Source organism: Promicromonospora sp. Populi (assembly GCF_041081105.1).
GTDB lineage: Bacteria > Actinomycetota > Actinomycetes > Actinomycetales > Cellulomonadaceae > Promicromonospora.
Window position 1 is genome coordinate 2,413,822 of the sequence record NZ_CP163528.1, and the last position, 19,834, is coordinate 2,433,655.

At 71.3% G+C, this 19,834-nt stretch carries 17 protein-coding genes; 7 read left to right on the top strand and 10 right to left on the bottom strand.

The features are described from left to right. From AB1046_RS11055 to AB1046_RS11065, 3 genes are all read right to left on the bottom strand, one after another. On the bottom strand, nt 1-1,179 hold the full coding sequence (locus AB1046_RS11055) for a D-alanine--D-alanine ligase family protein (protein ID WP_369375231.1): 1,179 nt from the start codon (nt 1,177-1,179) through the stop codon (nt 1-3). A 92-nt stretch (nt 1,180-1,271) separates the two neighbouring features. After that, the gene (locus AB1046_RS11060) at nt 1,272-2,894 is read right to left on the bottom strand and encodes an AMP-binding protein (protein WP_369375233.1); all 1,623 of its coding nucleotides are present in this window, start codon (nt 2,892-2,894) and stop codon (nt 1,272-1,274) included. A 171-nt stretch (nt 2,895-3,065) separates the two neighbouring features. Next, a complete protein-coding gene (locus AB1046_RS11065; protein ID WP_369375235.1) occupies nt 3,066-4,769 on the bottom strand; it encodes an aldehyde dehydrogenase family protein in 1,704 nt (567 codons plus the stop codon). A gap of 498 nt (nt 4,770-5,267) precedes the next feature. On the opposite strand from AB1046_RS11065, the gene AB1046_RS11070 reads away from it, so the two are divergent. Then, a complete protein-coding gene (locus tag AB1046_RS11070) occupies nt 5,268-6,248 on the top strand; it encodes a PucR family transcriptional regulator (protein ID WP_369375237.1) in 981 nt (326 codons plus the stop codon). Between the two features lie 84 nt (nt 6,249-6,332). Further along, a complete protein-coding gene (locus AB1046_RS11075; protein ID WP_369375239.1) occupies nt 6,333-7,526 on the top strand; it encodes an acyl-CoA dehydrogenase family protein in 1,194 nt (397 codons plus the stop codon). 82 nt (nt 7,527-7,608) lie between these two features. Here the strand turns inward: AB1046_RS11075 and AB1046_RS11080 are convergent, their stop codons facing one another. After that, on the bottom strand, nt 7,609-8,907 hold the full coding sequence (locus AB1046_RS11080) for a PLP-dependent aspartate aminotransferase family protein (protein WP_369375241.1): 1,299 nt from the start codon (nt 8,905-8,907) through the stop codon (nt 7,609-7,611). Nucleotides 8,908-8,943: 36 nt separating this feature from the next. Further along, nucleotides 8,944-10,281, bottom strand: coding sequence for an MFS transporter (locus tag AB1046_RS11085; RefSeq protein ID WP_369375243.1), 1,338 nt, complete (start codon nt 10,279-10,281; stop codon nt 8,944-8,946). Nucleotides 10,282-10,364: 83 nt separating this feature from the next. Between AB1046_RS11085 and AB1046_RS11090 the strand changes: the two genes are divergently transcribed. Both AB1046_RS11090 and AB1046_RS11095 read left to right on the top strand, forming a co-directional pair. Then, a complete protein-coding gene (locus tag AB1046_RS11090; RefSeq protein WP_369375245.1) occupies nt 10,365-11,417 on the top strand; it encodes a GlxA family transcriptional regulator in 1,053 nt (350 codons plus the stop codon). Nucleotides 11,418-11,488: 71 nt separating this feature from the next. Then, the gene (locus AB1046_RS11095) at nt 11,489-12,175 is read left to right on the top strand and encodes a hypothetical protein (protein ID WP_369375247.1); all 687 of its coding nucleotides are present in this window, start codon (nt 11,489-11,491) and stop codon (nt 12,173-12,175) included. A 58-nt stretch (nt 12,176-12,233) separates the two neighbouring features. Here AB1046_RS11095 and AB1046_RS11100 read toward each other — a convergent pair whose 3' ends face one another. The 3 genes from AB1046_RS11100 to murA form a co-directional block, all read right to left on the bottom strand. Then, nucleotides 12,234-13,232: an NAD(P)H-dependent glycerol-3-phosphate dehydrogenase gene (locus AB1046_RS11100; protein ID WP_369375661.1), complete on the bottom strand. Its 999-nt coding sequence runs from the start codon at nt 13,230-13,232 to the stop codon at nt 12,234-12,236. Between the two features lie 113 nt (nt 13,233-13,345). Beyond that, nucleotides 13,346-14,101: a lysophospholipid acyltransferase family protein gene (locus AB1046_RS11105; protein ID WP_369375249.1), complete on the bottom strand. Its 756-nt coding sequence runs from the start codon at nt 14,099-14,101 to the stop codon at nt 13,346-13,348. A 49-nt stretch (nt 14,102-14,150) separates the two neighbouring features. Further along, nucleotides 14,151-15,467: a UDP-N-acetylglucosamine 1-carboxyvinyltransferase gene (gene murA / locus AB1046_RS11110; protein ID WP_369375251.1), complete on the bottom strand. Its 1,317-nt coding sequence runs from the start codon at nt 15,465-15,467 to the stop codon at nt 14,151-14,153. 368 nt (nt 15,468-15,835) lie between these two features. On the opposite strand from murA, the gene AB1046_RS11115 reads away from it, so the two are divergent. Further along, nucleotides 15,836-17,215, top strand: coding sequence for an MFS transporter (locus AB1046_RS11115; RefSeq protein ID WP_369375253.1), 1,380 nt, complete (start codon nt 15,836-15,838; stop codon nt 17,213-17,215). Nucleotides 17,216-17,331: 116 nt separating this feature from the next. Here AB1046_RS11115 and AB1046_RS11120 read toward each other — a convergent pair whose 3' ends face one another. Beyond that, a complete protein-coding gene (locus tag AB1046_RS11120) occupies nt 17,332-17,727 on the bottom strand; it encodes a MarR family transcriptional regulator (RefSeq protein ID WP_369375255.1) in 396 nt (131 codons plus the stop codon). A gap of 81 nt (nt 17,728-17,808) precedes the next feature. Between AB1046_RS11120 and AB1046_RS11125 the strand changes: the two genes are divergently transcribed. Continuing rightward, a complete protein-coding gene (locus AB1046_RS11125; protein ID WP_369375257.1) occupies nt 17,809-18,222 on the top strand; it encodes an SgcJ/EcaC family oxidoreductase in 414 nt (137 codons plus the stop codon). Beyond that, nucleotides 18,219-18,878, top strand: a complete 660-nt coding sequence (locus tag AB1046_RS11130) for an NAD(P)-dependent oxidoreductase (RefSeq protein ID WP_369375259.1) — start codon at nt 18,219-18,221, stop codon at nt 18,876-18,878. Before AB1046_RS11125 ends, AB1046_RS11130 begins: the two co-directional genes overlap by 4 nt. A gap of 12 nt (nt 18,879-18,890) precedes the next feature. On the opposite strand, the gene AB1046_RS11135 is transcribed toward AB1046_RS11130, so the two are convergent. Beyond that, entirely contained in the window at nt 18,891-19,823 is a 933-nt protein-coding gene (locus AB1046_RS11135; protein WP_369375261.1) for an ABC transporter permease subunit, read from the bottom strand. Between the last annotated feature and the right edge of the window lie 11 nt (nt 19,824-19,834).

Here is a 19,834-nt window from a genome sequence, read left to right on the forward strand (position 1 = left end):
TCAGCGCAGGCCGGTGGGGCGCTCCAGAGCGAGTTGGACAAGCTCGTCGATCAGCTCCGGGTAGCTCAGCCCCGAGGCCTCCCACATGCGCGGATACATCGAGAACGGGGTAAAGCCCGGCATGGTGTTGATCTCGTTGACCACCACCTGGCCGTCGGGCGTCACGAACACGTCCACCCGGGCCAGGCCCTCGGCGTCGATCGCCTCGAAGGTCCGCACAGCGATCTCCTGGATCTCCTTGATGACGGCGTCCGGCAGGTCGGCCGGGCACGACAGGACCGTCGCCGCCTCGTCGAAGTACTTGGCCTCGTAGTCGTAGAAGCCGCTCTTCGACTCGTCGGTCACCAGGACCTCTCCCGGCAGGGACGCCCGCGGGCGGCCCCCGCCGCGGCCGCCGAGCACCGAGCACTCGATCTCCCGGCCGACGACGCCCGCCTCGACCATCACCTTGGGGTCGAACCTGCGCGCCTCGTCGACGGCGGCGGCCAGGTCGTCCAGCGAGTCCACCCGGGAGATGCCGAGCGACGAGCCGGCGCGGGCCGGCTTGACGAACACCGGCAGACCGAGCTGCTCGACGGCCGCCAGCACGGCGTCGCGGCGGTCGTCCCAGTCGCCCGGCTTGATCACCGCGTAAGTGCCGATCGGCAGGCCCTGCGCCGCGAACACCATCTTCATGAAGTGCTTGTCCATGCCGACGGCGGACGCGAGCACCCCGGAGCCGACGTACCGCGCGTCGGCGAGCTCAAGCAGGCCCTGCAGGGTCCCGTCCTCGCCGTACGGGCCGTGCAGCAGCGGAAACACCACGTCGACGTCGGCCAGGGCGGACGGCGCCTGGCCCGGCTCCAGCACCCGCAGCGCGGTGTCGCCCACGGTCATCGGAAGCACGACGTCGGCGGCGGACGCGGGGACCTCGGGCGCCTTCCCGTCGGTGATGGCCCAGCGCTCGGGCTCGTCCGCGGCGATGACCCACTGGCCGTTCGGGGTGATGCCCACGGGCACCACCTCGTACTTCGAGCGGTCGATGGCACCCAGCACGCCGCCGGCCGTGGCGACGGAGATCCCGTGCTCGCCGGAGCGCCCGCCGAAGAGGATCACTACGCGGGTCTTGCGGGCGACGTCCGGCGTCGGCACGGGACTCAGGTTCCTGGCGGAGGCCGGCTCAGGTGTGTGGTGCGACATCTCGCTCGACGCTACCTGAACCGGCCCCCACGGGCCGGGCGAGGCACCTCAGACCGCGACCCTCAGGCACGCGACCCTCAGGCACGCGACCCTCAGGCGGTGGCCGCCCGAAGGTCCTTGCGCAGGATCTTTCCGGACGCCGACTTCGGCACCGCGTCGATGAACTCGACGGTCCGCACCTTCTTGTACGGGGCGACCTGCTCCGCGACGAACCCGATGACCTCGGCCTCGGTCAGCTCCTGCCCCGCGGCGATCACCACGAACGCCTTCGGGATCTCGCCGGCCTCCTCGTCGGGCAGGCCGATCACCGCGACGTCAGCGATCTTCGGGTGCGACAGCAGCAACGCCTCCAGCTCCGCGGGCGGCACCTGGTAGCCCTTGTACTTGATCAGCTCCTTGAGCCGGTCCACCACCCAGAACACGCCTTCGGCGTCGACCGTGACGATGTCGCCCGTGTGCAGGAACCCGTCCGGCTCCAGCGTGTCCGCCGTCGCCTGCTCGTTGCCGAGGTAGCCGACCATCACGTTCGGGCCACGGCACAACAGCTCACCCGGGCCCGAGACCCCCTCGGCCGGCTGCTCGATCTCCGCACCCGTCGCCGGATCCACGATCCTGGCCTCCATGCCGGCCACCAGCAGGCCCACCGAACCCGACGAGATGTCCGGGCGGTCGACCGGGATGACGTGCGAGACCGGCGACATCTCGGTCATGCCGTAACCCTGCAGCACCCGCACGCTGGGGCCGAGCCGGTCGAGGACCGCCCCGGCGAGCTTCTCGTCGAGCGGCGCCGCGCCGGACAGCACGGCCCGCACGCTGGAGATGTCGTACGAGTCGACGAGCGGGTGCTTGGCCAGCGCGAGCGCGATCGGCGGCGCCACGAACAGGAACGACGCCCGCTGCTCCTGGATCACGCCAAGGTACTGCGCCAGGTCGAACCGGGGCAGCGTCACCAGCTTCGCGCGGGACCGCAGGGCCAGGTTCAGCAGCACCGTCATCCCGTAGATGTGGAAGAACGGCAGCACGCACGGCACCACGTCGTCGGGCCGCACGCCGATCGCGAAGGTCTGCGCCACGTTCGCGACGAGGTTGGTGTGCGTCAGCATGACGCCCTTGGGGCGGCCCGTCGTGCCCGACGAGTACGGCAGCACCGCGAGGTGGGTCGCCGGGTCGAACGAGACGTCCGGGGCCGGGTGCGGCTCGGCCAGCAGGTCGGCCAGGGACGCATGACTGGCGCCGGTGTCCCCTGGAGTCTCCCCCGCGGCGGAGGCGCCGCCGTCGAGCACCACCACCTGCTCAGCCGTCAGGCCCGCGCCCAGGGCCCCGCCCTCACCCGCCGCCAGCAGCGCCGAGACGGTGATCATCAGCCGCGCACCGGAGTCGGCCAGCTGCTTGGTGATCTCCGGGGCGCTCGCCAGGGCGTTGACCGTGGTCACCGTGACCCCGGCCCGCAGCAGGCCGTGGAACACGGTGATGTACGCGGGGACGTTCGGCGCGTGCAGGGCGACGACGTCACCCACCCCGAACCCGCGCGCCGCCACAGCACCCGCCACCGCGTCGATCTGCGCGATCAGCGAGCGGAACGTCGTCTCCGCCCCACTGACGCCGTCAACCACAGCCACACGGTCCAGCTCGTCATCGGTGATGTCGCCGAACAGGTACTCGTACACGCTGACGGGCGGGATCTCCACGTCGGGCAGCGGGCTCCGGATAACCACAGTCAGTCCCCATCCTGTTCGATCTCGGTGTTCGGGCGCCGGACCTCCGTTGGTCTGGCGCATTCGCATTGTGCCGCCCCGGTGCACGGTCGCGCACCGAGGGCGCCGTCATCCACAGAGCATCCTCATAGAAACGGTCAGCCGCGACACGGCCATCTGCGAGGAGCGCCGTCACGCACGGAAAGCCGCGAGCAGGACAGGCACCAGCCTGCCCCACGACGGCTGCACCGCGAAGCGGGTCAGCTCCCGGCCCGTCTGGGTCCCGCTGCGGGAGCGGTTGAACCACGGCGGCTTGGGGAAGAGCGAGGGCTCCCCGTGCAGGATGCTGCGCGGGAACGGGCGGAACGGCCCGGTCACTACGCTGCGCTCGGGCCCGGACAGCAGGTGCCCGTTGTGCACCACATCCATCCCGGAGCCGACGTCGGCCACCGTGTGCCCGGGGAACGCGCCCCACGACGCACCGGGCAGGAGGAAGCCCACCGCGGTCCACGCGTTGATCGCTACGGTGCCGTAGCGCAGGTCGGCGATGGCGCCGTCGAACGCCGGGCCCATCGCCTTGCGGTCCTGGGGCCGCACCACGACATTGGCGCCCAGCGTCCCGTAGAGGGAGTCGTTGGCGAAGCCGACGGCAGCGCGCATGAACTCGATGCCCTGGCCCGGCAGCTGGGTCCAGGCCAGCACGGGCGCGAAGTACTCGTCGGTGCAGGCCGGGTCGCCCGGCGCGACCTCCAGCAGGATGCTGCCGCCCACGTGCTCGGCATCGGGATGCGTCTGGTTCGCTCGCGCGACCTTGGCGTCCGAGCCGGGGTACCAGGGTTCGCGGGCCGGCGCGGTGTCCAGGGCGCGGCGCAGCTCGGCGAGGAACGCGTCCTTCTGCGCCCAGTCCGCCGAAAGCACGACCACCTGACCAGCCACGCAGTTGTGCCCGGCATTGTGCAGGCGCATCGAGACCAGGTGCTCGGCCTGGAACCGCAGGTCGGCGTCGCTCCACCGGCCGGGCACCACGATCATGGGCGCTACGCCGCCCAGCTCGCTCGTGATCGGCACCTTCAACCTGGGGTCGTTCGCTGCCCGACGGCGCTCGGCCTCCTCGCCGGTACCCCACACGATCGCGTCATGCGTCACCGCGGAACCGGTGATGTGCACCTTGTCGATGCCGCTGTGCGCCGTGAGGTAGGCGCCGACGGCGCCGTCGCCGTTGACGATCCGGAGCACACCGACCTCGATCAGGGGCGCGAGCGCCCTGCGATACACCCCGAGCAGGCCGCCGAACGTGGGGTTGAGCTTCACGAGGGAGGCCCGGTTGTGCGCGACGAGCTCGTAGAACGCGTCCAGCGGTGCGATCGAGGAGATGTTGCCGGCGCCCAGCACGAGCCCGACGCCGCCGTACTCGCCCACCTTGCCGGCGCCCAGGCCCGCTTCGCTGCGCACCTGCTGCTCGGGCACACCCGGCGGCATCCAGACCTCGGCCCGGATGCCGTTGAACAGCACCCACTCCTTGGCGGTGCGCGGCAGCACCCGCACCGCCACCCGGTTGCCCGGCGCGCTACCGACCTTGAGCCCGTCCAGCGGCGACCGGCCCGCGGCGAGCGCCTCGTAGGAGCGCGCGTAGATCGCGGCGCTCTCGAGCGCGCCGTACGGGCCGGTCATCCACTCCTCGCCCAGGTACGGCGCGGACGGCGCGATGTTCTTGGCCTTGGCGGCGCCCGCCGTCCACTCGTAGGCGACCTCGGCGATCGACGCGTGGACCCGGCGGAACAGCGCCCCCCGGTCCGCGACGGGTAACTGGGCCCAGCGCTCCGCGCCGACCTTGAGCTCGGCGACCGCCTGGTCGAGCTCGCGCTCCGTCGCGGCTTGCGTGTCCGTCACACTCATCAGCTGTCTCCTTCGACGGCATCTCGACCGCATCTTCGACCGCATCTCGACCGCATCACATCCGACCGTGCGGGCCAATCCCGCGCGGATCCGCGCTGACCGGCGCTGACCCGCGCTGACCCGCGCTGCAATAGCCTAGGGGTCCGGGGCGGCCAGGGCGAGACCCAGTACCAGCCGGTTCGCTGCGGCTCGTTTTACATCTCAGCCCTCGATGCACACCGCGCCCACCGCGGTTAGGCTGCCTGGCATGTCGGACATCGCCGTGACCGGTCGCCACGACCTCCGCGATGCACTGGACCTGCTGAGCACGCAGGTCACCGACAGCATCCTGCACGCCGAGCCGATCCAGGGCGCGGCCCGCTTCCCCGTCGACGCCGTCCAGCCCCTGGTCCGCGCCAACATGGCGGAGATCCTCGCCGCGCTCGCCGGTGAGACGTCGTCGCTCGCCCCGGCCCGGGAGGCCGGCTCACCGCGGCCGAGGGCATCGCGCCGGACCTGTTGCAGCACGCGTTCCGCCTGGCCGGCCTGCGCATCTGGGAGGAGCTCGCCCGGCGGCTGCGCTCCCGGCAGGACACCTCAGCCCTGCTGCGGGCCTCGTCGCGCGTCTGGTTCGCTATCGACCGCTCCTCCAACGTCGCGGTGCGGAAACACCTGGAAGCCCACCTGGAAGCCGACGCCGACCTGGGCGAGGACATGGCCCGCACCGAGCTCCTGCGCGGAGTCCTCACCGGGGCGGTGCACGATCTCGAGACTGCGCGGCGAGCCCTCGGCCTGCCGAAGGACGCGATGCTGGTGGTCGCGGTGACGGCGCCCGGCGGGGCGAGCGGTCTCGGTGGGGCCGGCGGTATCGGTGGGGCCAGCGGTCTCGGTGGAGCCGGCGGTATCGGTGGAGCCGGGGGTCTCGGTGGGGCGACGGCGTCCGGCGTCGGTCCAGGCCAGGTGACTACCCGCCGGCTGACCCACGAGGGCGATCGCCTGATCCTCGTGGCCGCCCCCACGTCACAGGACGCCCGCGGCACCCTGGCCGAGCTCGCCGCGCACGCCCGGACCGGCGCGAGCCTGCCGTTCACGAGCCTCGTTGATGCGCCCGCGGCGCTTGCCCAGGCACGCACGGCCGTGCGCTCCCTGCCCCTGGGCCGCGCCGGGCTGTCCCGCTACGGCGACCGCCCGCTCGACGCCCTGCTGGTGGCCGACCACGAACGCGCACTGGAGCTGGCGACCGCCGTCCTCGGTGGACTGAAGGACCGCGACCCGCGGGACGAGGAGCTGCTGCTCGGCACCATCGAGGCGTGGTTCGAGCACGGCGGGTCCGGCACCAGGGCCGCCGTCGCGCTGCACTGCCACCGGAACACGGTGCTGAACCGGCTGGCGCGCATCGCGGACCTGACCGGCCGGGACGTCAACGACCCGCGCGCAGCGGCGGAGCTGTACGCGGCAGTGCGTGCTCGCCGGCTCCATCACAGCCCGGCCGACTCCTGAGATCGGGAAAACAAACTCCCGTTACTCCTGAAACGAGCCGGTAATATCACCCATGGAATCACCCTCCGGCGTTAGCCTCTGGAGGTGACTCACCTCCTGTCTGCCTCGCTGCTCGCCGGCCTGCGCGAGCGCGCTGCCGACTACGACCGTGACAACGCCTTCTTCGCCGAGGACCTGGCCGACCTGCAGGCCGCCGGTTATCTCGGCGCGATGGTCCCCACGGCCCTCGGCGGCGGGGGGCGAACGTTGCGCGAGACCGCCCGTGACCAGGCCCGGTTGTCCGCCCACGCACCCGCGACGGCGCTGGCGATCAACATGCACCACGTGTGGGTCGGGGTGGGCCGCTACCTGCACGAACGCGGCGACTCGTCCCTCGACTGGCTGCTGTCCGAGGCGGCGTCGGGCGAGGTGTTCGGCTTCGGCTACTCGGAGCCCGGCAACGACCTGGTGCTGCTCGGCTCGCGCACGGAGGCGCGGCCCGACGGCGCGGGCGGGTACACGTTCCACGGCCGCAAGATCTTCACGTCCAACTCCCCTGCCTGGACGCGGCTGGGTGTGCTCGGGCTCGAGACGTCGGGCGGCGGCGGCCGGAACGGACGGGCCGGCCGGAACGGCAGCGAGCCGCGGCTGGTGCACGCCTTCGTCAAGCGGGACGGCGGCGGGTTCGAGATCCTCGACGACTGGGACACGATCGGCATGCGCGCCTCCCAGTCGCGCACCACGATGCTCGACGGCGCCCACGCGCCCGCGGACCGGGTGCTGCGCCTGCTGCCGCCCGGCCCCTCGCTGGACCCGTACGTCGTGGGCATCTTCACGTCGTTCGAGGTGCTGGTGGCCGCGGTGTACGCGGGGATCGGCGACCGCGCGCTGGAGCTGGCGGTCGAGGCCGCGCAGAAGCGCACGTCGATGAAGACCGGCAAGGTCTACGCACAGGACGCGGACGTGCGCCGCCGCATCGCGGACATGGCGCTGGCGCAGGACAGCGTGTGGCTCCAGATCGACGCCCTCACCCGGGAGCTCGACGAGGCGGCGTCGGACCCCGCGCTGGATCGTGGCGCCGGCTGGTTCCGGGCCACCGCCGGGCTCAAGGTGCGCGTCACCGACACGGCGCGGGAGGTCGTGGACCAGGCGATCCGGGTGTCGGGCGGATCTACCTACTTCAACGGGTCCGAGCTCGGCCGCCTCTACCGCGACGTGCTCGCGGGCACGTTCCACCCGTCCAGCGACGACTCGGCCCACGCGACGATCGCCCAGTCCCTCCTGGGCCCGCTCGACTGACCCCTCGTGGCTGTGGGTGCGATCGTTGCGCCTAGACCGGACGCGAAGTCGCAACGGTCGCGCCCATAACCAGGTGCGATGTTCAGGCGCGGAGGGCCTGGTCCAGGTCAGCCCAGAGGTCCTCGACGTCCTCGATGCCGACCGAGAGGCGCAGCAGGTCCTCGGGCACGGTCCGCGCCTCGGTGCCCCAGCGGCGGCGGCGCTCCAGCATCGACTCGACCCCGCCGAGCGACGTAGCGGGGAGCCACAGGCGCACGGCGTCGACGACGGCGTCGGCGCGCTCGGCGGCGTCGGCCCCTGACCCGGCCGAACCGGCCGAACCGGCCGAACCAGCCGACCCAGCACCAACCCGCGCCTTCGGCCGGACGCCGATGATCGCCCCGAACCCGGTCATCTGCGCCTTCGCCCGCTCGTGGCCGGGGTCGCCGGGCAGCGAGGGGTGCCGCACCTCGGCGACCTCGGGGTGGTCCACGAGGCGGCGGGCGAGCTCGGCCGCGTTCGCCTGGGCGCGCTCGAAGCGCAGCGCCAGGGTGCGCAGGCCGCGCAGCGCGAGCCAGACCTCGAACGGGCCGGCGATCGCGCCGTGCAGGGTGCGGTGCTCACGCAGCGTTGCGGCCAACCCGGCGTCACGCGTCACGAGAGCGCCCAGAACGACGTCGGAGTGGCCCGCCAGGTACTTCGTCACCGAGTGCAGCACGATGTCGGCGCCGTGCTCCAGCGGCCGCTGGCCCAGCGGGGTGGCGAACGTGTTGTCGACCACCGAGCGCACCCCGGCGGCCCGGGCGGCGCCCAGGACGGCGGGCAGGTCCGCGACCTCCAGCATGGGGTTGGTGGGCGACTCGACCAGCAGCAGGTCGGCGCCGTCGAGCGCCGCGACCACCGCGTCCGTGTCCGCGATGTCGACGTGCCGCAGGGTCACGCCGTGCCGCTCGGACACCTGCCGGGCCAGCACCATGCCCGCCTGGTAGGCGTGCAGCGGCAGTACGAGCGTGCCGCCGTCGGGCACCAGGGAGAAGACGGCGGCGAGCGCCGCCATGCCCGAGCCGAAGACGATGCCCTCCCCGTTGGCCCGGCCGTTGGCCGCGCCGTCGACCCCGCCGTCGACCCCGCCGTTGATCCCGCCGGTGGCCCCGCCAGCGGCGCCTCCGGCGCCGGACTCCAGCGCGACGAGTGCCTCCTCGAACGGGTGCCAGGCGTCGTTGTCGCCGCGCGCGTAGGACAGCTCCTTGGGAGTGACCTCGCCCCGCGACACGTACGTCGAGTTCAGCGGGAGCGAAGGGTTCACGTGCCCGCCCTGCGCGCGGTCGGGGCGCCCGGCAGTGACGACGACGGTGGCGGGCGCGGGTCCGGTCGGCGCGCGGTGCTCAGGGGTGGTGCTCATGACGGCGAGAATACGTCCGTGCGAGCGCCGGGTGGCTCACGCGTCTGGCACCCGGGACGCCGGCTCCTCCTGCCTGACTCGCCGGATCACCAGCGACATGAGCGCGGCCCCGGCGCACAGGGCGCCCGCGCCGTACCAGACGGCGTCGTACGAGCCGGTCATGTCGCGGACCAGGCCGCCCGCGAACGCCACGATCCCCGCGCCGACCTGGTGCGCGGCGAGCACCCAGCCGAACACGATCGGTGCGTCCTCGCCGTAGAACTCGCGGCACAGGGCGAGCGTGGGCGGCACGGTCGCCACCCAGTCCAGCCCGTAGAAGACGATGAAGAAGATCATCGGCATCTCGACGAACGGGGCCATGAGCGACGGCAGGAACAGCAGCGATACGCCGCGCAGCGTGTAGTAGACCCCCAGCAGCACGCGGGGCGAGTAGCGGTCGGTGAGCCAGCCCGACCCGATGGTGCCGATCACGTCCACGACCCCGATCACGGCGAGCAGGCTCGCGGCGACGGTGATCGGCATGCCGTGGTCGTGGGCGCCGGGCACGAAATGGGTGCGGACCAACCCGTTCGTCGTCGCCCCGCAGATGGCGAACGCCCCGGCCAGGAGCCAGAACGGGCCGGTGCGGGCGGCGTCGAACAGGGCGGTGACCGCGCGCCGGGCCGCGCCGCGGGCCGGCGCGGGCTTGGGCGCGTACTCGCCGCCGTAGGGCGCGAGCCCCAGGTCCGCCGGGTGGTCGCGCAGCAGGAAGAGCACGAGCGGGATCGCCACGAGAGCGGCGATGGCCACGGTGACCGACGCCGGCCGCCAACCCTGGTTCTCGACGATCCACGCGAGCAGCGGCAGGAACACCAGCTGGCCCGACGCCGTCGCCGCCGTCAGCACACCGCTGACCAGGCCGCGCCTGGCCACGAACCAGCGGCCGGTCACGGTGGCGGTGAACGCCAGCGCCATGCTGCCGCTGCCCACCCCGACCATGAGCCCCCAGCCGAGCACGAACTGCCACGGCTCGGACATCCACACGGTCGACAGGGCGCCGGCCGTGATGACGACCAGCGCGATGCTGACCACGGGCCGCATGCCGAACCGGTCCATGAGCGCGGCGGCGAAGGGCGCCGTCAGCCCGTACAGGACCACCTGCAGGCCGATGCCGAAGCCGATGGTCGCGCGCGACCAGCCGAGCTCCGCGTTCAGCGGGTCCACGAACAGGCCGGGAGCGGCGGTGAACGCGGCGGCGCACATGACGGTCACGAAGCTGACCAGGGCCACCCACCAGGCGGGGTGGATGCGCGGAGTGGGGCGGCTGGGCTGGCCTTGTGCCGGCCCCTGCGGCTCGTTCTGGCCCGCGGGCACCGGGAGGTCTGTCTGGGTCACGACCTCAGCATGCGGCGCCGCTGCCGTCGGAACCAGTGGCCCGAAGGACACACATCGCTAGGTTTGAGCCATATGATCGGGACATGGCTCCTCAGACCGTGCGCAAGACCGTGCACAGGCACCGCGTCGCCGTGCTGATCCGGCCGGGTTTCATCCCGTTCGAGCTCGGGATCCCGCACCGGATCTTCGGCATCGCGCGCGACACCGAGCACCAGCCCCTCTACGAGGTGGTGACCTGCACCCCCGGCGGCCCCGGCCTGGTGCGGTCGGACTCCGACGTCGCGGTCCAGGTGGAGCACGGGCCCGAGGCTCTGGAGACCGCGGACACGGTGGTGGTACCGGCGTCGCACACGACCGGCCCGGACGGCGCCGACCCAGACAGCACAGCCCAGCAGCTGACACCCGAGCTCGCCCAGGCGCTTGCCCGCATCCGGCCCGGCGCGCGCCTCATGTCGATCTGCACCGGCGCGTTCGTGCTCGCCTCCGCAGGGCTGCTCGACGGTCGCCCCGCCACTACCCACTGGTCGGAGACCGAGCGGTTCCGGCAGCTCTATCCGCGCGTGCACCTCGACCCAGGTGTGCTTTACACCGACGACGGCGACGTGCTCACCTCCGCGGGCGTCGCCTCCGGGATCGACCTGTGCCTGCACGTGGTGCGGCGGGACCACGGCGCCGCCGTCGCGCAGGACGTCGCACGCCGCACCGTGGTGCCACCGCACCGCGACGGCGGCCAGGCGCAGTACATCAGGCTGCCGGTGACGGGCACCGAGCGGACCGGCGGCCTCGGGACAGACGGTGTTGGCCACCGCGGCACGGGCACCGCCGCCACCCGCGCCTGGGCGGGCGACCGGCTGGGCGAGGCGCTGACCCTGTCCGCGATGGCCCGGCACGCCGCGATGTCGGTGCGGACGTTCACCCGCAGGTTCCGTGACGAGACCGGCGAGAGCCCCGGTCAGTGGCTCACCCGGCAGCGGGTCGAAGCCGCGCGGACGCTGCTGGAGGCGAGCGACCTACCGGTCGAGCAGATCGCGCGGAACTGCGGCTTCGGCACGGCGCAGTCCCTGCGGGCCCACGTGCAGTCGGCCCTGGGCGTGACGCCGTCGGCTTACCGCCGCACATTCCACCGCGCGGCGTGAACAAACCGGCGTCACCAAACCGAAGCCAGTTCGCCGACCACGCGGCCGACTGAGCGCCTAAAGTGAATGACATGGGACGCGCCGCACAGAAAGCCCTGACAGCCGCCACCGCCGCCGCGCTGCTGCTGGCCGGGTGCACCGCGGGCGGCGACCAGCCGGGGCCCGAGGACACGAGCCCCGCGCCGATCGTCTCCGTGCCGGCCGCCCCGTCGCCGTCGGCCACCGAAAGCTCCGAAAGCTCCGAAGACCCGGGTGACGACACCCCCGAACCGGCCGTCACCGCTACCGAGGCCGCCCCGGGTCCGCCCTTCTCGGCGAACACCAGGCCCGACGTCGCGGAGCCCAGCGGCGAGGGCGAGACCTTCCTGTCCGTCACGAACGTCCGCGCGGCCACGCACGACGGCTACGACCGCGTTGTGTTCGACCTGGACGGCAGGGGCAGCGGCCAGCCCGGCTGGCGCGTCGAGTACGTGGACGAGGCGACCGACGACGGTTCGGGGCACGCCGTCGACGTCAGCGGCGACGCGATCCTGCGGGTGTCGCTGTCGGGCACGGCGACCCCGACGGACAGCGGCGTCGAGGGGTTCTCAGGCGATCGCATCGAGCCCGCGGACACGGAGTCGATCGACGAGATCGTGTACCGCTACTGGTTCGAGGGTTATACGACGGCGTTCCTCGGGGTGGACGACGGCGAGCAGCCGTTCCGCGCGTTCCTGCTGGAGGACCCCATGCGCGTAGTGGTGGACGTCCAGCACTGACAGCGACATCCAGCCGTGGCGTTCAGCACTAGCCGCGTTCAGCACTGACCGCCCGGGCTCAGCCGGCGATCTCCGACTTCTTGGGCCGCGCGAGCAGTGTCGCCGCGAGGTCGGACAGGGGCAGCTTGCCCGCCAGCACGTCGACCACACCGGTGGTGATCGGCATCTCGACGTCGTGGGCGCGGGCCAGCTCCAGCACCGATTGGGACGACTTGACGCCCTCCGCGGTGCCGCCGGTCGCCTTGATCGCCTCGGCGAGCGCCATCCCCTCCCCCAGGTGCTTGCCGAGCCGGTGGTTGCGCGACAGCGGCGACGCGCACGTCGCCGTCAGGTCGCCCATGCCGGCCAGCCCGGAGAATGTCGCGACGTCGGCCCCGAGCGCGAGGCCGAGGCGCGTGATCTCCACGAGGCCGCGCGTGATGAGCGCGGACAGCGTGTTCCAGCCGAAGCCCTGGCCCTGGGCCATGCCGGCCGCCAGGGCGATGATGTTCTTCACCGCGCCGCAGAGCTCCACGCCCACGACGTCGGTGTTGGTGTACGGGCGGAAGTAAGCAGTCGAGCACGCGGAGGCCACAAGCTGCGCCGTGGCCTCGCTGCGCGAGGCGACCACGGTCAGCGTCGGCTGCCGCTCCGCGATCTCGGGTGCCAGGTTGGGGCCGGAGACGACGGCGACACGTTCGTCGGGCAGGTCCAGCACCTCGGCGATGACCTGGCTCATGCGCTTGTCCGTGCCGAGCTCCACACCCTTCATCAGGGAGACGACGACGGCGTCCGGCGCCGCCACCTGGTGCACCAGGTCCTTCATCGACTCCAGGGTCGCGCGCGCCACCTGGGACGGCACCGACACGACCACTATCGACGCGCCCCGCAGGGCGACGGCCGGGTCGGTAGTGCCGTGCATAGCGGGCAGCTGCACACCCGGCAGGTACTTCTCGTTGCGGTGCTTCCGGTCGACGGCGTCGAGCACGTCGGCGTCCCGGCCCCACAGGGTGACGTCGCACCCGGCGTCGGCCAGGACCATCGCGAACGTGGTGCCCATCGAGCCCGCGCCGAGCACGGCGACCTTCGTCGGTGCTGGCGGCTGTGCTGGCGGCTGTGCTGGCGGCTGTGCTGGCGTCTGCGCTGTGGGCGTGGGCGGCTGTTCTGCGGGCGTCTGTCCTGAAGGCGCGCTCACGGGCGCTCCACCGGCGGGTAGCTCGTCATCTTGACCTCGTAGTCGGGGTGCTTGCGCAGGTCGAACCGCGGTTTGGGGGCAACCTCGCCGCGGATCTGCTCCAGCTCGGCGGTGATGCCGTCCATGATCCGCGACGTGGCCTCGCGCAGGGTGGCGTTGTCCTGCGGGCGACCATAGAGGTCGCTCAGGTCCACTGGTGGGCCGGTCTGGATGGTCACCTTCTTGCGCGGGAACGGCCAGCGCAGCATGCCGTACCGCGGCATGATCTCGGTGACCCCCCACTGGGCGATCGGGAGCACCGGCAGGCGCGTCGTCAGGGCGATCCGGGCCACTCCGGTCTTGCCCTCCATCGGCCAGTACTCGGGGTCCCGCGTCAGCGTGCCCTCCGGCAGGATCGCCACGCAGGCCCCGTCGCCGAGCTGGCTCGCGGCGTCCCGCAGCGACTCGGCGGCCTTCGTCGAGTCCCGGTCGACGGGAATCATCTTGGTGGCCCGCAGGGCCCACCCCGTCAGCGGCGACGTGAACAGGCCGCGCTTGGCCAGGATGCGCGGCTCCCGGCCGTTGTCGAAGAGGTAGTGCGCGATCGTCAGCGCGTCGAGCTCGGTGACGTGATTGGCCGCGGCGATGAACCCGCCCTTGGCCGGGAAGTTCTCCCCGCCCTTCCAGTCGTACTTGCACAGCGCGAACATGAGGTTGCGCACGATGAACGCGACCAAGCGGAACATGCGCGACTCAGGACGAGGGATGGACACGGCCGAAAGGATACTCGGCCGCGCCCCCTCCTCTGGTAGCGCCCCCGGGTCAGCCGCGGGCGACGTCGGCGCCGAGGGCTTCCAGCTTGGCCTGGAAGTTCTCGTAGCCCCGGTCGATCAGGCCGATGCCGCGCACCGTGGACTGGCCCTTGGCGGCCAGGGCCGCGATGAGGTGGCTGAACCCGCCGCGCAGGTCCGGGACCTCGATGTCGGCAGCGGAGAGCGGCGTCGGTCCGGAGATGACGGCGGAGTGGTGGAAGTTGCGCTGGCCGAACCGGCAGTCGCGGCCGCCCAGGCACTCCTTGTAGACCTGGATCGTGGCGCCCATCTTGCGCAGGGCGTCGGCGAAGCCGAACCGGTTCTCGTACACGGTCTCGTGCACGATCGACAGGCCGTTGGCCTGCGTGAGCGCGACGACGAGAGGCTGCTGCCAGTCGGTCATGAAGCCGGGGTGCACGTCGGTCTCGAGCACTATGGACTTCAGGTCGCCGCCGGCGTGCCAGAAGCGGATCCCGTCGTCCTGCACCTCGAACCGGCCGCCGACCTTCCGGTACGTGTTGAGGAAGGTCATCATGTCGGCCTGCGTAGCGCCCTTGACGGTGATGTCGCCGCCCGTGGCAAGAGCCGCCGCGGCCCAGGAGGCGGTCTCGATCCGGTCGTTCAGGGCGGTGTGGGTGTACCCGTCGAGGCGGTCGACGCCCTCGATCCGGATCACGCGGTCGGTGTCGACCGAGATGATGGCGCCCATCTTCTGCAGCACCGCGATGAGGTCCATGATCTCGGGCTCGATGGCCGCACCGGACAGCTCGGTGATGCCGTCCGCGCGGACGGCCGTGAGCAGTGTCTGCTCAGTGGCGCCCACCGACGGGTACGGCAGGGAGATCTTGGTGCCCTGCAGGCGGCGCGGCGCGCGCAGGTGGATACCACCCGGCCGCTTGTCGACGACGGCGCCGAACTGGCGCAGGATGTCGAGGTGGTAGTTGATCGGCCGGTCGCCGATCCGGCAGCCGCCCAGGTCAGGGATGAACGCCTCGCCGAGCCGGTGCAGCAGCGGCCCGCAGAACAGGATCGGGATGCGGCTGGAACCGGCGTGGGCGTCGATGTCGGCCACGTGGGCCGACTCCACGTTGGACGGGTCGAGGTCCAGGATGCCGGCGTCGGTGTCGTACTTGACGTTCACACCATGCAGGTCCAGGAGTCCCGAGACGACCTTGACGTCGCGGATCTGCGGAACGTTCCGCAGCACGCTCGGCGTCTCCCCCAGCAGGGAAGCCACCATGGACTTCGACACGAAGTTCTTTGCGCCTCGAACGGTGATGGCCCCGGTCAACGGGTTGCCGCCGTTCACATACAGCAGATCGTTCATATCCTCGTCGTCGTCTCGTTCGTATCGATGATTTCGTACCGATGACTTGGTACCGATTCGTTCCGATGGATCTCCGATGACGGATCTCCGCTGGCGGACCCTCCCGGGGGCGCCCGGTCGATCCTGCCCCTCAGCGCCGGTCGTGCCAACACGTGCACGGGCGCGAGTATTCGCCGTTCACCACACCTTCACTCGCTGCCTGCACTCGCGGAGGCGCTCCTTCGCAGGTCGGGACGCCGCACTCGATGCCGCACTCCAGGGCTCCAGGGCGCCTGCGCGTTGCGGGTGTCGGCAGACTACGTCAAGACCCCATCCGCGATATGAGACGCACCTTTCGAATCGCGGACCTGCTGCCTAGTGTCGCGGGCATGAGCACCCCTGCAACGCCGGCAGCCGGCACCACCGACGGCGGGCAGAGCGCCGCGCCGGCCGGGAACCCGCGTGGTCGCGTCGTCGTCGCCTCCCTCATCGGTACGTCGATCGAGTTCTACGACTTCTACATCTACGCGACGGCCGCCTCGCTGGTGTTCCCCGCGCTGTTCTTCCCGAACGCCGAGGACCCCACCACCCAGCTGCTGTCGTCCTTCGCCGTGTTTGGTGTCGCCTTCGTGGCGCGGCCGGTGGGCTCGGTGCTGTTCGGCCACTTCGGCGACCGCGTCGGCCGCAAGGCGACCCTGGTGGCGTCGCTGCTCACGATGGGTATCGCGACGATCCTGATCGGCCTCATCCCCGCGGCGTCGACCCCGGGATGGGCCTTCGCGGCCCCGGCGGTGCTCGTGCTGTGCCGGTTCTGCCAGGGCCTCGGCCTCGGCGGCGAGTGGAGCGGCGCCGCGCTGCTCGCCACGGAGAACGCGCCGAAGGGCAAGCGCGCCATCTACGGCACGTTCCCGCAGCTGGGCGCGCCCATCGGCTTCATCCTCGCCAACACGGTGTTCATCGCCCTGTCGAGCACCCTGACACCCGAGCAGTTCGCCGACTGGGGCTGGCGCATCCCGTTCCTCGCGTCCGCGGTGCTCGTGATCGTCGGCCTGTGGGTGCGGCTCTCGCTGCTCGAGACGCCCGCGTTCCGCAAGGTCATCGAGGCCGAGGCGATCACCAGGGTGCCGGTGGCCAGCGTGTTCCGTACCTCGTGGCGGCAGATCGTGTCCGGCACGTTCATCATGCTGGCCACGTACGCGCTGTTCTACCTGATGACGACCTTCACCCTGAACTACGGCATCGCCCCGACCGAGCCGATCGACGGCGCCCCCGCCGGCCTGGGCTTCGAGCGGATCGACTTCCTCTGGATGCTGATCGTCGGCGTCGTGTTCTTCGGCATCTTCACTCTCGTGTCGGGCCCGATGGCGGAGAGGTTCGGCCGACGCAAGCACCTCATCTGGGTCACCGTGGCGATCATCGTGTTCGGCGGCTCGTTCGTGCCGCTGTTCGCCGCGGGCCAGGTCGGCGCGCAGACCCTGCTGATCATCGGCTTCACGCTGATGGGCCTCACGTTCGGCCCGATGGCCGCCGTGCTGCCCGAGCTGTTCCCGGCCAACGTCCGGTACACGGGCTCCGGGATCGCCTACAACCTGTCGTCGGTCCTCGGGGCGGCCGTGGCCCCGTTCATCGCGGTGTGGCTGTGGGCACAGGCCGGCTCGCCGGTCCTCGTCGGCGTCTACCTCTCCGCGATGGCGGTGATCACGCTCGTCGCGCTGCTCCTGACGCGCGAGACGCGCGACGTCGACTACGACGACAACGTCACGGCCTGAGGACCAAACGCCAGGTCCCTTACTGCTACGTCCGACGCCGTCGCACGCCTTCCGAGCGGGAGGCGAGCGACGGCGTCGAACGTTGGATGCAAGCCAGACCAGGCAACGCGGCGGAGTCATGGGGCCCTGAGCGAGCGCGCAGATTCGGAGTACACCTGGCTGGCGGCGTCGATGTAGGTAGCGATTCCCGACAGCTGCTCGCTCGACATGGCGGCCAACGCGGCAGCGATGGGTGCCCGGACGGCCTCGAGCGTGCGTTCCAGATCGCCGGGCAGCATGCCGGTGTGCTCGACGACGACGCGCCTACGGTCGCCAGGGTCGTCCCCACGACGCGCAATCCCGGCGTCGATGAGCCGGTCCACGAGCCGAGATCCAGCCGCAAGCGACAGGCCGAGTCGACGGGCAAGCTCGCCGCTCGTTATCGGCCCCTCCAGGTCGAGAAGGTTGCTCGCTTGATAGTCCGTGCCCGACAGGCCAACCGAGTCGGCAGCGGCCTGGTGGAACAGCGTCAAGGCGGCCAGGTATCGGCGATACGCCGCTGGGTCCAGGGCCCGGCCTTGTCTAGTATTTGCGTTCATGCAACTATTGCTCCCATGCAACAGAGTCTAGAACATCTTCTCGATCAGATGGTGACGGCGTGGGATTCCGGCGATGCGCAGGCGTACGCAAGCTTGTTCACCCCGACCGCGACGTACGTGACCTTCGCCGGCTCGGTGAGCAGCGGGCGGGATGCCATCGCGCGCGATCACGAGCCGGTGCTCACCCGATTCCAGAGAGGCAGCCGGATGCGCATGCGCGTCACGAGCACGCGCCTCATCAGCGACGACGTGGCCATCGTGGTGAGTGAGGGTGGCATCAGCAAGGGCAAGCGCATCCCGCTCGACAAGGTGCAGACGTTCGTCCTAGAGCGTCAGCTGGACGGGACATGGCTCTGCTCCGCGTTCCAGAACAGCAAGAAGAACAGGCTGATGATCTGGCTCGCCAGTCGTGGCGGTGATCGAGCGTGAGTGATGTCCCACCAGAGGCGGTCTGCATCGTGGGCGCCGCGGGGCGTACCGGAGCTCACCTGGTCGATCTTGCGCTCGGGCGCGGCCTCGCAGTGACCGTCGTCGTCCGTGATCGGCGACGCCTGCAGCGTGCGGACGTCGAAGTGGTCGAGGCTGATGCCGCCAGATTCCCCATCGCGGGTGGCGTCCTCCGTGACGGCATGCCGGTCATCTCCGCAATCGCCCCTCACGGTCGCGGCCCGACCACCGCAGTGAGCGACGCCACGCGCAACTTGGTTCGCTCCATGGAGGCCCTCGACAATCCCGGACGACTCGTCATCACGAGCAGCAGGAACCTGGTGGCCACCAGGCCGTGGTTCTTCGTCGCGCCGACCAAATTCGCGTTCAGGCACGTCTACGCAGACCTGACGAGAGCCGAGGACCTTGTCCGGGGCTCCGCGCTGGCGTGGACCATCGCACGAGCGACTCGACTGACCGACAACGTTCCGCGCGGAAGCGTCTGGACCGACCACGAGCCGAACGCCACGGGTGGCGACTGGCAGCTCCCACGACCCGACTACGCGCGCGCCCTACTGGACCTCGCCCTCGCGACGTCGCCGCGGCACATGACCATCGGGATCAATGGCGGTAGGCCTTCATCGGCTCAACCTCGCTGACTGGACCCGCTCTCAGCCGTCGCGGGTAGTGAGCCGGGCATAAGCCAGCGAGAGACCGATGACCAGGTAGCACAGCGCCCGGAACGCGCCCTCGGCCAGCCCGTCGAACGACACCGGGTCCCGGATCAGGTCGACCAGGCTGTCCAGCGACGACGGCAGCAGGTACGGGTGCAGCCAGTCCAGCGCCGAGAACTGCAGCAGCACCTGGGAGACGATCAGTCCGCCGAGCACGCTCACGACCACGACCATGGGGTGCTCGGTGGACGCCGAGATGGCCAGCGCCACGGCGCCGACCGCCATCAGGTACACCGTTGCCCAGGCGATCGCGATCGCCAGCCGCCACAGCACACCCCCGATCGACAGCTCCGTGCCGGACATCGACACCAGGCCGTCGGTCCCGGCGAGGACCAGCCCGGTCACCAGACCGGACGTGACGACCAGCGTGGACGCTGCCAGGGCGACGACGAGCACACCTACCGACTTGACCACCAGCAGCCGGCCACGGGCCACCGGGGCGAGCAGCCAGCCCCGCAGCGCACCGGTGGACTGCTCGCCGGCAAGCGCGTCACCGCTCGCCATCGCCACGGTCAACGGCAGCAGGAGCATCAGCAGCGTCATCAGCGACCCAAGCGGCAGCACAAAGGCGCTGGTGGCCATCGTCACGAAGATCGGCGCCTCCCCGCCGGCCCCGGCCGCCCCTGGGCCGACCGGTGCTGATGCCCCCGGACCGTCCAGCGACAGATCGACGGCCACGCCGGTGATCACCGGGAGCGCGGCCAGCAGAGCGAGCACAACAAGCGTCCTCGGCCGCCGGAAGATCCACCGCACCTCGGCCCGCAGCAGGCGTCCGAACGGGGCGCGACGCCGGGCGGGCAGGACCTCGGGCGGGACGGTGCCCTCCGGGAGGGTCATCGGGCCGGTCGCCATCGGGCCACCTGTCGTCATCGGGCCACCTG

Excerpts from the sequence above, each read along its gene's own strand:
- AB1046_RS11135 (WP_369375261.1), bottom strand. The coding sequence starts at position 19,823 with ATGACGACAGGTGGCCCGATGGCGACCGGCCCGATGACCCTCCCGGAG.
- AB1046_RS11090 (WP_369375245.1), top strand. The coding sequence starts at position 10,365 with ATGGCTCCTCAGACCGTGCGCAAGACCGTGCACAGGCACCGCGTCGCC.
- AB1046_RS11125 (WP_369375257.1), top strand. The coding sequence starts at position 17,809 with ATGCAACAGAGTCTAGAACATCTTCTCGATCAGATGGTGACGGCGTGG.
- AB1046_RS11055 (WP_369375231.1), bottom strand. The coding sequence starts at position 1,179 with ATGTCGCACCACACACCTGAGCCGGCCTCCGCCAGGAACCTGAGTCCC.
- murA (WP_369375251.1), bottom strand. The coding sequence starts at position 15,467 with ATGAACGATCTGCTGTATGTGAACGGCGGCAACCCGTTGACCGGGGCC.
- AB1046_RS11095 (WP_369375247.1), top strand. The coding sequence starts at position 11,489 with ATGGGACGCGCCGCACAGAAAGCCCTGACAGCCGCCACCGCCGCCGCG.
- AB1046_RS11080 (WP_369375241.1), bottom strand. The coding sequence starts at position 8,907 with ATGAGCACCACCCCTGAGCACCGCGCGCCGACCGGACCCGCGCCCGCC.
- AB1046_RS11065 (WP_369375235.1), bottom strand. The coding sequence starts at position 4,769 with ATGAGTGTGACGGACACGCAAGCCGCGACGGAGCGCGAGCTCGACCAG.
- AB1046_RS11115 (WP_369375253.1), top strand. The coding sequence starts at position 15,836 with ATGAGCACCCCTGCAACGCCGGCAGCCGGCACCACCGACGGCGGGCAG.